Origin of the sequence: Clostridium subterminale, from assembly GCF_039521425.1 — a bacterium.
Taxonomy (GTDB): Bacteria; Bacillota; Clostridia; order Clostridiales; family Clostridiaceae; genus Clostridium_J; species Clostridium_J subterminale.
In genome coordinates, this window is sequence record NZ_BAAACI010000001.1 from 830,097 (window position 1) to 844,628 (window position 14,532).

15 protein-coding genes are annotated in these 14,532 nt (G+C 31.3%); all 15 read right to left on the reverse strand.

Going from position 1 to position 14,532, the window contains the following annotated elements; all coding sequences use genetic code 11:
- Positions 1-6: 6 nt before the first annotated feature.
- Complete coding sequence (locus ABDZ93_RS04230; protein WP_343823932.1) at positions 7-711, reverse strand: TIGR03936 family radical SAM-associated protein; 705 nt, start codon at positions 709-711, stop codon at positions 7-9.
- Positions 683-2,542: a TIGR03960 family B12-binding radical SAM protein gene (locus tag ABDZ93_RS04235; RefSeq protein WP_343823935.1), complete on the reverse strand. Its 1,860-nt coding sequence runs from the start codon at positions 2,540-2,542 to the stop codon at positions 683-685. Before ABDZ93_RS04235 ends, ABDZ93_RS04230 begins: the two co-directional genes overlap by 29 nt.
- 104 nt (positions 2,543-2,646) lie before the next feature.
- On the reverse strand, positions 2,647-3,495 hold the full coding sequence (locus tag ABDZ93_RS04240) for a site-2 protease family protein (protein WP_343823936.1): 849 nt from the start codon (positions 3,493-3,495) through the stop codon (positions 2,647-2,649).
- Positions 3,496-3,517: 22 nt separating this feature from the next.
- A complete protein-coding gene (locus ABDZ93_RS04245; RefSeq protein WP_343823937.1) occupies positions 3,518-4,333 on the reverse strand; it encodes a peptidoglycan DD-metalloendopeptidase family protein in 816 nt (271 codons plus the stop codon).
- A gap of 226 nt (positions 4,334-4,559) precedes the next feature.
- Positions 4,560-4,928, reverse strand: a complete 369-nt coding sequence (gene mgsA / locus ABDZ93_RS04250; protein WP_035128787.1) for a methylglyoxal synthase — start codon at positions 4,926-4,928, stop codon at positions 4,560-4,562.
- A gap of 11 nt (positions 4,929-4,939) precedes the next feature.
- Positions 4,940-6,046 carry a rod shape-determining protein RodA gene (rodA, locus tag ABDZ93_RS04255; protein ID WP_343823938.1) on the reverse strand — a complete coding sequence of 369 codons (1,107 nt, stop codon included), beginning with the start codon at positions 6,044-6,046 and terminating at the stop codon, positions 4,940-4,942.
- A gap of 75 nt (positions 6,047-6,121) precedes the next feature.
- A complete protein-coding gene (gene minE, locus ABDZ93_RS04260; protein WP_343823939.1) occupies positions 6,122-6,391 on the reverse strand; it encodes a cell division topological specificity factor MinE in 270 nt (89 codons plus the stop codon).
- Positions 6,392-6,393: 2 nt separating this feature from the next.
- Complete coding sequence (gene minD, locus ABDZ93_RS04265) at positions 6,394-7,203, reverse strand: septum site-determining protein MinD (protein ID WP_343823940.1); 810 nt, start codon at positions 7,201-7,203, stop codon at positions 6,394-6,396.
- Positions 7,204-7,219: 16 nt separating this feature from the next.
- Positions 7,220-7,852, reverse strand: coding sequence for a septum site-determining protein MinC (gene minC / locus ABDZ93_RS04270; protein WP_343823941.1), 633 nt, complete (start codon positions 7,850-7,852; stop codon positions 7,220-7,222).
- Positions 7,853-8,011: 159 nt separating this feature from the next.
- Entirely contained in the window at positions 8,012-10,870 is a 2,859-nt protein-coding gene (locus ABDZ93_RS04275) for a penicillin-binding transpeptidase domain-containing protein (protein WP_343823942.1), read from the reverse strand.
- Between the two features lie 7 nt (positions 10,871-10,877).
- Positions 10,878-11,393 (reverse strand): rod shape-determining protein MreD, encoded by a 516-nt coding sequence (gene mreD, locus ABDZ93_RS04280; RefSeq protein ID WP_343823943.1) that lies wholly within the window; start codon positions 11,391-11,393, stop codon positions 10,878-10,880.
- Positions 11,383-12,225 (reverse strand): rod shape-determining protein MreC, encoded by an 843-nt coding sequence (gene mreC, locus ABDZ93_RS04285; RefSeq protein ID WP_343823944.1) that lies wholly within the window; start codon positions 12,223-12,225, stop codon positions 11,383-11,385. The genes mreD and mreC overlap by 11 nt, the downstream gene beginning before the upstream one ends.
- Before the next feature lie 3 nt (positions 12,226-12,228).
- Positions 12,229-13,236: a rod shape-determining protein gene (locus ABDZ93_RS04290; protein WP_343823945.1), complete on the reverse strand. Its 1,008-nt coding sequence runs from the start codon at positions 13,234-13,236 to the stop codon at positions 12,229-12,231.
- 18 nt (positions 13,237-13,254) lie between these two features.
- Positions 13,255-13,941: a RadC family protein gene (radC, locus tag ABDZ93_RS04295; RefSeq protein WP_343823946.1), complete on the reverse strand. Its 687-nt coding sequence runs from the start codon at positions 13,939-13,941 to the stop codon at positions 13,255-13,257.
- A 12-nt stretch (positions 13,942-13,953) separates the two neighbouring features.
- On the reverse strand, positions 13,954-14,529 hold the full coding sequence (locus tag ABDZ93_RS04300) for a Maf-like protein (protein ID WP_343823947.1): 576 nt from the start codon (positions 14,527-14,529) through the stop codon (positions 13,954-13,956).
- Between the last annotated feature and the right edge of the window lie 3 nt (positions 14,530-14,532).

Here is a 14,532-nt window from a genome sequence, read left to right on the forward strand (position 1 = left end):
CAACTCCTAGTACTGTGCAAAATACTCTTGAAGTGTAAGTAGTTCTTTTCCTCTAAAAGCATACATTTCTACTCTTTTTATATCAACAAAGGCATCTTCCTTTATTCCATTTACATGTGCTTTTATGAACTCACTAAGTAAGCTTGCTGATAGATTTTCTCTGCTTCCACAACTAAGAAATCCTTCTACAGTTAATATCTCATTATCTATGTAGTACTTTATCTCTTTAACTAAAGGCTTAATATCTGTTTCTTTTTCTCCTGATTTAGATTTCTTTAAAATTGTCCATTGACTTAACTTCATTAAAGAATCCATATCTAGGGCAGACTCATCCTTCAGTTTAAACTTTATTATATATTTAGCTGCATCTATGGTAGCCATGGCTTGTTGATTTTTTTGTCCTTCTTTTCTCGCCACGGTGGTAACAGATAAAAATTTAACTCCACCTACTGTATTTTCATTTAAAGCCTTTAGAATTTCCTTTTCATCTACCTCTTCAATAAACACTGCATCTAAGTACTCCCCTGTAGAATATACTCCTACTGATAGAGGTTGTGCTATAGATATGCTCATATGAGGATTAAACCCCTTAGAATACTCTATAGGCAACTTTGCTCTTCTTATAACTCTTTGTATAGTTCTCATTAAGTCTAAATGAGATAAAAATTTTATTTCACTTTCCTTAGTGTATTTTATTAAATAACGCACCATCAAAGCACTCCCTTTCCTTAAAGCTAGTATTGATTCCACATCCTGTACATCTCTCTCTACAGTCCGGTGTTAAAACCATTTCCTTAGCTTTTTCATTTTCACTTATTAGGTACTTTTTACTTACTCCTATATCAATGAAGTCCCATGGTAAGATTTCATCATAGCTTCTTTCTCTATAAGCATAAAATTCTCCATCTACTCCACACTCTTCAAAGGCTTCTTGCCACAATTCAGAGTTGAAGTACTCGTTCCAACCATCAAACCTAGCGCCCTTTTCAAAGGCCTTCACTAGAACATCACAAAGTTTTCTATCCCCTCTTGCAAATACTGCTTCTAGGTAGCTAAGTGCCGATTCATGCCAATTGTAGTTAATAGCCTTACTTTTTATAGCATCTCTAAGACTTGAAATTTTTTCTCTCACTTCAGCCACTTGATTCATTGGAGCCCATTGGAAAGGTGTAAATGGCTTTGGTACTAATATAGAAGTACTTACTGTAACTCTTAAGCCCCTCTTTCTTACATCCCTAGGTACATGGAAGTATTCCTCTACTACCTTTTCTGCTAAATGTGCAATTCCTTCTACGTCTTCTACGGTTTCGTAAGGAAGTCCTATAACAAAGTATAGCTTTATAGTTGACCAACCTGATTCAAAGGCATTTCTAGCAGATCTTAATAAGTCTTCTTCTGTTACCCCTTTGTTTATTACATCTCTCATCCTTTGAGTTCCAGCTTCTGGAGCAAAGGTTAATCCTGTCTTTCTTACCTTTTGTATCTCCTTTATTAAATCTACAGAGAAGGCATCTATTCTAATTGATGGTATAGATACTCCTATTTTTTCTTCTCCATACTTTTCAATTAAAGAAAATATTAAGTTTTGGATATTAGAGTAATCACAAATACTTAAGGAACTTAGAGAAATTTCCTGATAACCTGTGTTTTTTACTAGAACATCGATTTCTTCCATAAGCTTTTCTGTGGTTTTTTCTCTAACTGGTCTGTATATCATTCCTGCTTGGCAGAATCTACATCCCCTTGTACAGCCTCTAAAGGTCTCTATAACTATCCTATCATGGATAATTTCTGTATAAGGAACTATAAATTTTTCTGGAGAATTGTTAGCATTAAAATCTGCGACTATTCTCTTTTTAACTGTTTTAGGTACATCCTCATACTTTGGAGTCATTTCCTTAATAGTGCCATCCTCGTTATAAGTCACATCATAAAGAGATGGTACATATACTCCTTGAATCTTTGATATGGCTCTTAGGTATTCAGCCTTAGGTTTACCCTTCATTTCCTTATATATATCTAAAACGTCATGGGTAACTTCTTCTCCTTCTCCTAATATGAATACATCAGCTATATCATATAAGGGCTCAGGGTTGTAAGCACAAGGACCTCCCATCATGATAATAGGATATTCTTCACCTCTTTTTGAAGCTCTAACTGGTATATTGCACATATCTAACATATTTAAAATATTTGTATAGCTCATTTCATATTGAAGAGTGAATCCTAAAATATCAAATTCACTAAGAGAATCCTTAGTTTCAAGGGTTCCTAATGGAATGTTATTTTCTCTTAGTAGTTTTTCCATATCTGGCCAAGGTGCAAAGCATCTTTCACAGAAGGTATCCTCTCTCTCATTCATAAGATGATATAGTATTTTGGTTCCTAAGTGGGACATTGCCACTTCATAAACATCTGGGAAACAAAAGGCATATCTTATATCTACACTGTTTTTATCTTTATTGTATGAGTTTAATTCTCCACCTATATATCTAGCCGGTTTCTCAACTCTGTACAAAATATCATCGGAAATTTTATTCATTGAGTATCCTCCTTAAGTTAATTCAACTTAGCTTCAACAGAGGTAAACTCTACTAAAGCTAAGTTTCATTTTAGCATAACCATATAATATTTCAAGTAACTATACTATTTTTCATAGCTTTCTAGAAGTTCTTCAAGAGTTATATTTCCCAACTCCTTAATTCCATTTAATATATCCTCTTCATATAAAACACCTATCATGTTCATTTCATCATCTAGTACAGTAAATACATTATACTTGTTTTTATCTATTAATTCTATTAATTGTAATATATTTATTTTGCAGTAAACAGAAATACTTTTATTTTCTAAGTATCCTCTACCTATTAGTTTTTCCTTTTTTTTGATGATATATCCCATTATTATATAAGCTATCCTCCTTTTTTCCCTATAGGAAATCGTTAATATAAATATAGAAAAAAAGGCAAAATCTAAAACCAGCCGTTCCATGCATAATCCCATTAAAAAGATTGCTCCAAATATATATCCTATTACTATACTTATATTTAGCGCAATCTTATTAGCTTTTTTAAATATGAGCTTAATATTAAGAATATCTCTTAGTATTCGACCTCCATCTAGGGGAAATGCTGGTATAAGATTAAATATACCTATAACTAAATTATAATTACTAAATTCAATAAAACTTGAATTAGAAAAGTATCTTCCTAAAAAATAACTAATTAGAGCAATTAAAAAGTTCCCCATAGGACCACTTAAAGATATAATAATATCCTCCTTAGGACTTGCTTCCTCTAAATCCTTTAATTTTAGCGTAGTACCAATTGGTAATATGTCTATAGAAAATCCTGAATAACCTAATATTCTAGCGGTTATTAAATGAATTATTTCATGGATTATTATGATTATAAAGCCTACAATTAGCTCACGTTTAAAGCCTATAATCAATATTAAAATTATATAGGGTATTAAGTATTTGCTTATTCGTATCAATGATTTCCCCCTAATAATCTTGCTATATCATAGTTTCAAAATTAAAGCATTTCTCTGGGTTTAATATATTTCCCATATAAAATACTTCTATACTTAATATGTTGCCTTCATCTCCCTTGATTTTACCAATAACCTCACCTGTATCAACAACATCTCCAGTTTTAACTTCACTGTTACTAAGTCCAAAATATTTCATCTCAATACCATCACCATAATCTATAGTTAAAGTAATTTCTTTTCCTTCAGTAATACTTTTTACCTTTCCTGGAAAAGATGCCTTTATGTCACTTTCACCAGTTAAATTTAGAAAAAGCCTATTGTCTTTTACAGTAATTTGTTTTTTATCTGTGATAGTGATAGGAGTAACATAATTTTCTTTTATATAGTTTTCTTTCTTTTCCTCGAAACTAACTATAGACTTTACTTCATTAAAAACTTCAGTTATTTTCTCCTTCTTAAATATGTTCAATATATTTTCCTTATTAAATGCTTGGACTATATTTCCCATAGTTATATTTTTCCCATTTAGCAAACCATTATTTATAATTGCTATCCCCTTATCATACCCCTTATTAACGTAGCCATTAGGATATGTTTTAGCTACAAATAATCCAGCTAGAAGAATTAGGACTATTATACATTGAACAATAAATATGCTGGCAAAGCCTTTCCCCATAACGTTCAAATAAATAGGGAAGGTATTTCTTCTACCATTTGCTTTATAGTGACTAGCCTTAGTATTATTTCCATTGTATTTTGTAGACTTATACTCACTAATGCCAGATTGTTTTTTCATATTAGAATAATATTTTTGATAGTATTCATTATAAATTCCCATAAAATATCCTCCCATAATTTACTATGACTAATTTATATATATTAAAAAAATTAAACTTTATGATGGGTATGAGAATTTATTTCATAAAAAAAGCTATCTCATCATAAGCTAAATCTTAAACTAATGTTAAGCTTGAACTTATATTTAAGTACAAACTCAATATTTTAAAAAGATTGGCAAATTGTCTTGAGACAGCTTCTTTTATATAATATTAATACTAATTTTATTATCTATTTTTTAGAGCCTTCATGAATACTTCTGCTGTACCGATATTAGTTGCGAGAGGTATACAGTGTACATCTGAGAGTCTTATAAGTGCCGTTACATCAGGTTCATGGGGTTGAGCTGTAAGAGGATCTCTTAAAAAAATTATCATATCCATATTTCCTTCAGCAAGTCTTGCTCCTATTTGTTGGTCGCCACCTAGTGGACCTGATAAAAATCTATATATAGGAAGTCCAACTATTTCATTAATAAGCTTTCCTGTAGTACCTGTAGCATAAAGTTCATGATCCTTTAGTACATCCTTATATCTTTTAGCAAAATCAATGATGTCATCCTTCTTTTTATCGTGTGCAACCAATGCAACTCTCATTTAAATCACTCCTAAAAATTAATTTTATTCTTTCTCATACCTATATTTAAAGCTAATCCTAAAGATATAAAATAAGTTAACATAGAACTTCCACCATAACTAACAAAAGGTAATGTTATACCTGATATGGGAAGTAAACCTATGGTCATCCCTATATTTTGTATTATTGAAAATAGTATAGATGCTACAACACCTACCACTATAATACCTCCAGCTATATCTTTTGAGTTCTTTGCTATATTTATAAGTTTGCATAAAAGTATTCCATATAATATCATAAGCACTAAAGCTCCAACTAATCCCCATTCTTCACCTATTACAGCAAAGATAAAATCAGTATGGTTTTCTGGTACAAACTTATATTGTTTTCCATTCATAAATCCCATACCAAATATTCCACCAGAACCTATGGCTATTTTAGATTGAATTAGCTGCATCCCTTCTGTTTGTGCATACATTTCAGGATCAATAACAGCTTTAAATCTTGTTTTCCAATATTCTTTCATAAGAGGCGAATTCCAAATTCCTACAACTGCCACTGCTACTGCAGAAAGACCCCCAACTATAACCTTCCAATTCAAGTTTGCTACAATCACTATACCTAACATTATGAAAAACGAAACCATGGTAAGTCCCATATCTGGCTGTATTACAATTAGTATCATTGGAATAGCTGCATAAAGGGCTATTTTAGAAAATGTTTTTATATCATTTATATCACCTTCAGCATTTTCTATAACCTTTGCAACCATAAGGATCATACCAATTTTAGCAAATTCTCCAGGTTGAATAGCTCTATTTCCCAACTTAATCCATGCATTAGCTCCATTTACTGCCTTACCAGTTATATCATTAAAAAGCAAAAGTATAACTGCTGCCCAATATATAATAGGTGCATAATTTAATATTTGCACATAGTCTAATGTTAATATGAAGTATATAGTTATCATACCTGCGATCATCCAACAAAATTGAAGCATAGCATACTTAGGCCCAATGGCAGAATAAATATTAACTATACCAAAGGCTACAATTAAAAATACTACAATTAAAATACTAAAATCTATGTTCTTAATTAATTTGGTATTTATTTTAAATTTCTCAAATAATTTATTCATTTGCATCTCCCTCCATACCTGTTCCTATTATATCACAACAAGGAAAAAAAGCTATGAAAAACATAGCTTTATTGACTATCTTGTCTTAACTTTTTTAATAGGTATACTAGCCACTAGAGCTGGAGAATTCCCCTCATATTCATCACTAGTAGTTATTCTTATTTCAATTTCTTCTCCATTGTCAATTTCTGCATAATTAGATATAGTCTTAAGTAACTCCATTTTAATATTTTCTAAAAAATCTGGTGAAACTGTAGCTCTATCATGGACTAGAATAAGTTTTAATCTATCTGCAGCAATATCCTTTGAAGATACTTTGCTTGAAAAAATTTTAAACAAGCCCATATCTAATTTCTACCTCCTCCAAATAACTTTTTTATTGCACTCATAAAACCTTTTTGGCCGTATATTTCATTAAAATCTAGGAATGGCTCTTCTTCTCCTAAAATTCTTTTTCCAATGTTTTTAAATGCTTGACCAGCATAAGCAGAACTATCTAACACTATAGGCTCACCCTTATTAGTAGATATAGTTACCTTTCTATCATCTGGTACTACCCCTATAACCTTAATAGCTAAACATTCTTTTATATCTTCTATACTTAACATATCACCGTTCTTAGCCATATCAAAGTTCATTCTGTTAACTATAAGCTCTTGTCTTTCTACACCCTTAGCATCTAGCTTTCCAATCACTCTATCTGCATCTCTAACAGATGTAATTTCTGGATTTACAACAACAATTGCCCAATCTGCTCCTACAATTGCATTTTCAAAGCCTTGTTCAATACCTGCAGGACAATCTAAAATTACATAGTCAAACTCTTGTTTTAACTCTGTTACAACTCTTAACATTTCATTTATATCTACATCATTTTTATCTCTAGTTTGTGCTGTAGGCAGAAGAAATAAATTACTAAATCTCTTATCTTTTATAAGTGCTTGCTTTAATCTACACTTTTCTTCAATAACATCAACTAATGTAAATACTACTCTATTTTCAAGTCCCATGAGAACATCTAAATTTCTTAATCCTGTATCTCCGTCAATAACAACTACTTTCTTATCCATTGATGCTAAAGCTGTACCTATGTTTGCTGTAGTAGTAGTTTTTCCTACCCCACCTTTCCCAGATGTTATAACTATAGCCTCTCCCATTTAACAATACCTCCGATTAAATATATTTATTTACTGAATATGGTTCTACAACAATATTGCCATTTTTAATTTTTGCCAACTCTGGATAAATAGGTTTATCCATATCTTCTGGAGATCTAGTAATTACGTCAGCAATTTGCATTATATGCGGTGTTAACACAAAGGCTGCTATTATAGCACTGCTATTACCATTAATTCCAGCATATACACTACCTTTAACTGAACCTAATACTATTATATTTCCTGCGGCATATACCTCTGCTCCAGAATTTACATCTCCTACAATAACTATGTTTCCTGAATATTCAAATCTTTGACCACTTCTTATAGTTTTTCTGACAAATTTAGTTTTACCTTCATTTATACCATTAAAAACCTTTTTACTACTATCTTCTAAATTTATAAAAGAGCAATCCTTTATCATAAATTCTGTTGATAAAAAGTCTCGTATCGCTCTTAAATCTCTAGCTTCTAATTGCCTCATATCCACAGTTATTTTAATGGAGGCACCCTTATAGAATCTTCTACCTTTTCGAAGCTTTACTCTCAATGCTTCAATTAAGCTTTCTATAGAGCTAAAGAGTTTAATATTTACAACTAAATTAAGTCCATCTTTCTCGCCTTTAAATTTTATACCATCATCTTGCATATGTAACCTCCACATATCGAGATATTCTTACTATTTCAACGTATACAGCCTAAATTCCTTCTTTATATTAATAAAAATTAAAGTTTTTTGTTGAAATGTTAATCATATAACAATACTCATTTAAAAAAATAACAAATGGTAATCCATTTGTTATCTTTTTTATTTATATTTAAATTCGTAATTAGGATTAGTTTTTAATATTTCTTCCTTAAAATAAGCTTCAAACATTGCCTTGGCAATACTTCCATCACCGTGGGCAGCATCGAATACTATAGAACATACTACAATCTCTGGATTATCATAAGGTGCAAAACCTACATATACAGAGGCTGCATCCCTTCCGAGAGGTTCTTGGAGATCATAAGTTACCACGTTAGAAGTACCTGTTTTACCTCCAGTAGGTATAGGAAATCCATTAAATACAGATGAAGTTGTACCATTTTCTCCTTGAGTAACCTTTCCCATTCCCTCTTTAATAATTTCAATGTTTTCCTTACTAAAATTAGCCTTGCTTATAATCTTTGGCTCTATATCTTCAATAACTTCTTTAGTCTCACTATCAATAATTTTATCAACTAGCTTCACATCATATCTATCTCCACCATTTAAAAGGGTAGCAAGGTAACTAGCTAGTTGTAACGGTGTAAATTGATTCATACCTTGACCTATGGATGCATCATAGGCATTAGCTGCCGATTTAATATATCCATTAGTATCATTTATAGCATTATACATTGCAAGAACAATATTATCTATATCTGCTTCAGAATATCCTAATGCCTTTATATCTTCATTAGTGTTAATAATATCTTCAACTAAAGGCTTCAACATTTTCATAATATTATCATAGTCAGGTCTTTCATCTTTTTTCATTTCACCCCTAATGGTATCCACTAAAGTCTTTTTCTTAGAGTTAGTAAGTTTTATTTGTTCTAATTCTTTCCCGCTACCACTTTCATCTTTTTGAGTAATATCAAAAGACTTGTAGTGATGTGATGCATTCACTGAGCTAATTCCTTTTTCTAAGTATTCAGCCATTTGATTTATAAATGTATTGGCTTGAACATTTTTATTTGATTCATAATTATATATTTGACCAAAGTTTTCTTCAATCTCTATACCTGTAGAAGCTTTTAAATCACTACCTTGAGGTAATCCTAGACCTAACTGCCAACCATATTTTGCTATTAAATCTAAAGCATTTTTAGGACTTTTTTCTGCGCCACCTTTCATAAAAAGGCGATCTGCTACATCATAAAAGAAATAGTTACAAGAAACCTCTAAAGCTTCTTTTACATCAATTTTTCCATGGGAGCCATGTCGATTATTCATATTATATATCCAACAAGATCCTTTATAACTAGGGTATCTGTGATCATAATATCCATCATCTAAAATTTTTGTACCTTCATTAATAACACCTTCCTCTAGTCCTGCAAGAGCAGTAACTGGCTTAAAAGTAGATCCTGGTGGAACTAATGATAAGGTTCCGTAGTTATAAAAAGGCTTAGGGAATATATCGTATTTGTCTTCTCTTTTATCAGTATTTCCTTCTATACTTTTATCTATTGGGAACATTTTATCTAGCAATATTTGCTCTCTTTCTGCTAAACTTTTAGTTAATTCCTCATCTGTTAAAATACCTTTTTTATTTGCAAGCCCTCTTTTTTTAATATACTCTTTTCCCATAGCTTCTAAATCTGGGTTAAAGTATTGCTGTGACAATTCAGTACTTAATTTTCCAGGGTCTGTGAATATATTTGGATCAAAACCTGGTCTACTAACAAGGGCTAATACTTCCCCCTTAGTACTTAGGGCTACTGCTGCTCCTCTAGTTGCATTAGTACTATCTCCATAATAATTTTTTCCACTCTTTTGCAGATCAGCCATCACATCGTCTAGTGCCTTTTCTGCAGCCCTTTGCACATCCATATCAATGTTTAATTGTACAGTTTTTCCTTGATAAGCTTCAACCTGTCCTAGAGTTCTAACTCTACGTCCTTGCTTATTAATTTCTATACTTTCTTGTCCCTTAGTTCCCTTTAAATAGGATTCATAGGCTGCTTCTATACCAGCTTTTCCTACATCATCAGTACTTACATCATAGCCCTTTTCTTCATATTTTCCTTGTTCCCAAGGGTTAATTTGAGACATATATCCTAAAAATGCAGAACCTAACTCTCCATTAGGATAATTTCTCCTAGGCTGAGTATCTACTATTATCCCTGGCATATCTGGTTGTAGCTGCTCAAATAGAAAAGCAGTTTCTTGATCTAAAGTATTTGCAATTACTACCGGACTATAACCTGAAAAACTTTGCATCTTCATAGCATCTTTTAATAGTAAAAACCTTCTTCTTTCAGGAAGAGTTAACTCATAGTATCTATCTACACCATAATCTTTCTCTAAAGTTTTATAAGCCTCTTCAGCAGATATCTGTAATAACAACTCATCTACGTGTTTTGCTTGCTCTTTTGTTAACTCTGAGGTTTTCTTTTCTTCACCATATTCTTTCTTTACTACCTTCTCTAAAAAGCCTCTATCCTTTTTAAATCTAAGTTCTAGCCATTTTCTACTTGGTTCATCGGTAGCTTTAAAGTTATATTCTAGTTTTCCCTCTTTATTTATAATTATAGGAAATTCATCTACAATAGGTATTTGCTTTTCATCTAATATTTCAAAAACTCTAGACATAGTTTCAAAAAAATACTTTTTACTTTCTTCTGTTTCACTAAATTGTAATACATAATTTTGTACACTTTCAGCAAAAACTTTACCATTTCTATCTATTATATCTCCCCTAGCTGCTGCAACAGAAACATTTTTATATTTATTGCTATTAGCTGTTTCCCTATAATCGTCTACCATTACTACTTGTAAATAGAGTAATCTTCCTGTAATTCCAATAAAAATAGCTGCCATAGCTATATAGAATACGTTATATCTTGAAAAAATTTTTTTACTTTTTTTACTTTTATTTATTTGTTTATTTTTATTTACTATTTTATTTCTTTTCATACTTTCTTTAGAATCTCCATTCCTTTTTTATAGTTTTGGTTTCACTAAACTTAAGTATAATCTTATATATCAGTAAAGCCACTATCATCTCATAAATAGCTTTATATATAATTAAGTGTAAAAAATCATTACTAGCTCCTATTAATATAAACATAGCAAAAATAAAAATACTCTTTAATAAACTCAGTAGGAATGTTGAAAAAATAGGTATGATAACTTTATCTTTGAAAATTCCTTTTCCAATTTTAGCTGCTATTAAACAAATTAACATGTTTACTAACATGTTAATTCCCATAACTCCTGGGAAATAAATATCTTGAAGGATTCCTGTTATAACACCAATAGCTGTTGCCTCACCATACCCATTTATCATTGAATAACAAACTATAAATACAAAAAGAACGCTTGGGTATATATTTTTTATAGCAAAAAAAGGTGCAATTGCATTGTCGAAAATAAAAAGAGTGATGATTATTAAAAATAAATATAATATTTTTTTAACCTTAGTATCACTACTTAACATCTCTTTTTTCCTTTGGCACTATAATCACAAGTTGCTCTACCTTATTAAAATCTACTGCTGGCTTCACAATTGCCCTCTTCACAACCTTTGCTCTATCCTCATAGACTTCTAGAACTTCTCCTATTTTAATTCCTTTCGGATATATATCACCTAGTCCAGAGGTTGTTATAGTGTCCCCTTCTTTAATTTTTGAATCCATGGAAAGTCCTGTAATTTCCGTAAGAAACTTATCATCATTTCCCTTATAACCCTTTACAATACCATTGCTTTCTCCAGTGCTCGATACATATCCTGCTACAGCCATATTCTCGTTACAAATAGATTGAACTATACTCCAATTACTACCAACACTAGTAACTTGACCAACTAGACTTTCTCCTTCTATAGCAATCATACCTTTTTCTATTCCGTCTTTTTCACCTTTATTAACTACATATCCATCCAAAAAATTATTTCCAGCTAAACCTTGAATATCTACACCTATATAATTATACTGATCCTTGAGATCATCAAAGTTTAACATGCCTCTAAGTTTGTCATTTTCTTTTCTTAAAAGCTCATTTTGAGTAGCATTAAATTTTAACTTTTCATTTTCTTTTTTTAACTCCTCATTTTCACTCTTTATATCTCCTAAATTAAGGACTAAGTTAAAAGAACTTTTTATTTTACTACCTACTTTATAAACAACACCTTGAACAGAGTTTATAGCACTTCCTACACCATTTTCCACCATGAACATCTTATCCTTTTGAACCGAATAACCAATTAACCCCAAAAAGCACACTGACAGTAGTATAACTATTACTGCCAGCTTATTCTTGAATATCTTCATTTTTTATCTTCTACTCATAATATCTACATTGTCTAATGCTTTTCCAGTTCCTACAGCTACACAATCTAATGGTATTTCTGCTATATTTACTGGCATATGGGTTTCATGGGCTATTAGTGCATCTAATCCTTTTAATAAAGCTCCGCCACCTGTAAGCATTATACCTTTATCCATAATATCTGCTGCAAGTTCTGGTGGTGTTTTTTCTAATGTTGTTTTTATAGCTTCTATAATAGAGTATACAGGTTCTCTTAAAGCTTCTCTTACTTCATCTTCACCTATTTCTACTACTTTAGGAAGACCACTTATCAAATCTCTTCCTCTAATTTGCATATTTTCTGCCTTTTCATCTAACTCATAAGCTGAACCTAATTGTATTTTTATATTTTCTGAAGTTCTCTCACCAATCATTAAATTATATTGTTTTTTTATGTATGCTATTATTGCTTGATCTAATTCATCACCTGCAACTCTTAATGACATACTTGTAACAACTCCACCTAAAGATATTATTGCTACTTCTGTAGTACCTCCACCGATATCTACAACCATACTTCCTGTAGGTTCTCCAACTGGAAGTCCGGCACCTATAGCTGCTGCCATTGGTTCTTCTAATAATCCAACTTCTCTAGCTCCAGCACTCTTAGTTGCTTCTTCAATTGCTCTCTTCTCTACTTCAGTTACCCCAGATGGGAAACAAACTATGATTCTTGGACTTTTAAAGGAATTTTTACCTCCAACTTTTTCAATAAAATGTCTAAGCATTTTTTCAGTCACATCAAAATCTGCTATAACTCCATCTTTCATTGGTCTTATTGCTACAATATTTCCTGGTGTTCTACCTATCATATTTTTAGCTTCATTACCTACAGCTAAAACTTTTCCTGTATTTTTATTTATTGCTACAACGGAAGGTTCTCTAAGTACGATACCCTTTCCTTTAATATATACTAACGTGTTTGCAGTTCCTAAATCTATTCCAATGTCTCTAGAACTTCCAAAAAAACCCATAAAAACTCTCCTCTCAATCTATACAATACCTTTTTCTTTTAAGCTTATATAAGCTTCGTTACCAATAATGATATGATCTAAAACTTCAATTCCTAGTAATGTTCCACACTCCTTTAGTCTTTTAGTTATTAGTATATCCTCTTTGCTAGGTGTTGGATCACCTGATGGATGATTGTGACACAATATCACCGATGCACTACTAAGCTTTATAGCTTCTATAAAGACTTCTCTCGGATGAACAATGGAACTATTTAAATTTCCTATAGAAATATCTTTAACTGATATAATTATGTTTTTAGTATTCAACATAATTAGTTTAAAATATTCTTTTTTTAAACCTTTCATTTGTCTCATCATATAATTAGACACATCTTTGGGACTACTTACTACATACTCTTCACCAGATTTAAAAGAATTGAATCTAGTAGCTAGCTCAGCAAGAGCTAAAACTTGAGTAGCTTTAACTTCCCCTATTCCTTTTACCTGCTTTAAGTCATTAATACTGGGGCTGGAAATTCCATTTATGCCTCCACAATGGGATAATAACCTATCGCATAGGTTTAAAACACTATCTTCCTTCGTTCCAGTCCTCAATATAAGAGCTAAAAGTTCAGAATTAGATAGATATTCTGCACCATACCTTAATATTTTTTCTCTAGGTCTTTCATTTTTAGGTAAATCTTTAATCTTTAATTTATAGTTCATAAATTAACTCCTTTATTGATTTACCCCCATCTCCCTTAGTGATAAATATAAAGTATTTAAAGGCAAGCCTACTACATTGTAATAACAGCCATTAATATTCTCAACAAATACAGCAGCATCGTCTTGTATCCCATAGGCGCCAGCTTTATCCTTGCATTGTCCTGATTTTATATACCTAAGCATCATATCCTCAGATAGATTCATAAATTTAACTTCAGTACAAACACTTTTCCTTATTAATTCATTGGTTTTACTGTTTATTAAAACTAATCCTGAATAAACTTTATGTACATTTCCACTGAGTGACTTTAGCATTTCAAATGCATCTTTATCATTTATTGGTTTCCCAAGAATTTTGCCATTTAAATATACTACAGTATCACACCCTATGACAATACTATTTTTCTGCACTTTATTCAAAATATTTCTAGCTTTTCCTTCAGCCAAATCACATACATGTTTATCTATATCACCTTGAAATCTGATAGAACCCTCATCAAAGTTACTAATCTCTATTTGAAAATTATATACTAACCTTTTTAATAATTCCTGTCTTCGCGGTGATGCAGAAGCTAATACTATATCCATAAC

What these genes read in the sequence shown, in the direction of transcription:
- ABDZ93_RS04230 (WP_343823932.1), bottom strand. Translation starts at nt 711, where the DNA reads ATGGTGCGTTATTTAATAAAATACACTAAGGAAAGTGAAATAAAATTT.
- ABDZ93_RS04235 (WP_343823935.1), bottom strand. Translation starts at nt 2,542, where the DNA reads ATGAATAAAATTTCCGATGATATTTTGTACAGAGTTGAGAAACCGGCT.
- ABDZ93_RS04245 (WP_343823937.1), bottom strand. Translation starts at nt 4,333, where the DNA reads ATGGGAATTTATAATGAATACTATCAAAAATATTATTCTAATATGAAA.
- mgsA (WP_035128787.1), bottom strand. Translation starts at nt 4,928, where the DNA reads ATGAGAGTTGCATTGGTTGCACACGATAAAAAGAAGGATGACATCATT.
- rodA (WP_343823938.1), bottom strand. Translation starts at nt 6,046, where the DNA reads ATGAATAAATTATTTGAGAAATTTAAAATAAATACCAAATTAATTAAG.
- minE (WP_343823939.1), bottom strand. Translation starts at nt 6,391, where the DNA reads ATGGGCTTGTTTAAAATTTTTTCAAGCAAAGTATCTTCAAAGGATATT.
- minD (WP_343823940.1), bottom strand. Translation starts at nt 7,203, where the DNA reads ATGGGAGAGGCTATAGTTATAACATCTGGGAAAGGTGGGGTAGGAAAA.
- minC (WP_343823941.1), bottom strand. Translation starts at nt 7,852, where the DNA reads ATGCAAGATGATGGTATAAAATTTAAAGGCGAGAAAGATGGACTTAAT.
- ABDZ93_RS04275 (WP_343823942.1), bottom strand. Translation starts at nt 10,870, where the DNA reads ATGAAAAGAAATAAAATAGTAAATAAAAATAAACAAATAAATAAAAGT.
- mreD (WP_343823943.1), bottom strand. Translation starts at nt 11,393, where the DNA reads ATGTTAAGTAGTGATACTAAGGTTAAAAAAATATTATATTTATTTTTA.
- mreC (WP_343823944.1), bottom strand. Translation starts at nt 12,225, where the DNA reads ATGAAGATATTCAAGAATAAGCTGGCAGTAATAGTTATACTACTGTCA.
- ABDZ93_RS04290 (WP_343823945.1), bottom strand. Translation starts at nt 13,236, where the DNA reads ATGGGTTTTTTTGGAAGTTCTAGAGACATTGGAATAGATTTAGGAACT.
- radC (WP_343823946.1), bottom strand. Translation starts at nt 13,941, where the DNA reads ATGAACTATAAATTAAAGATTAAAGATTTACCTAAAAATGAAAGACCT.
- ABDZ93_RS04300 (WP_343823947.1), bottom strand. Translation starts at nt 14,529, where the DNA reads ATGGATATAGTATTAGCTTCTGCATCACCGCGAAGACAGGAATTATTA.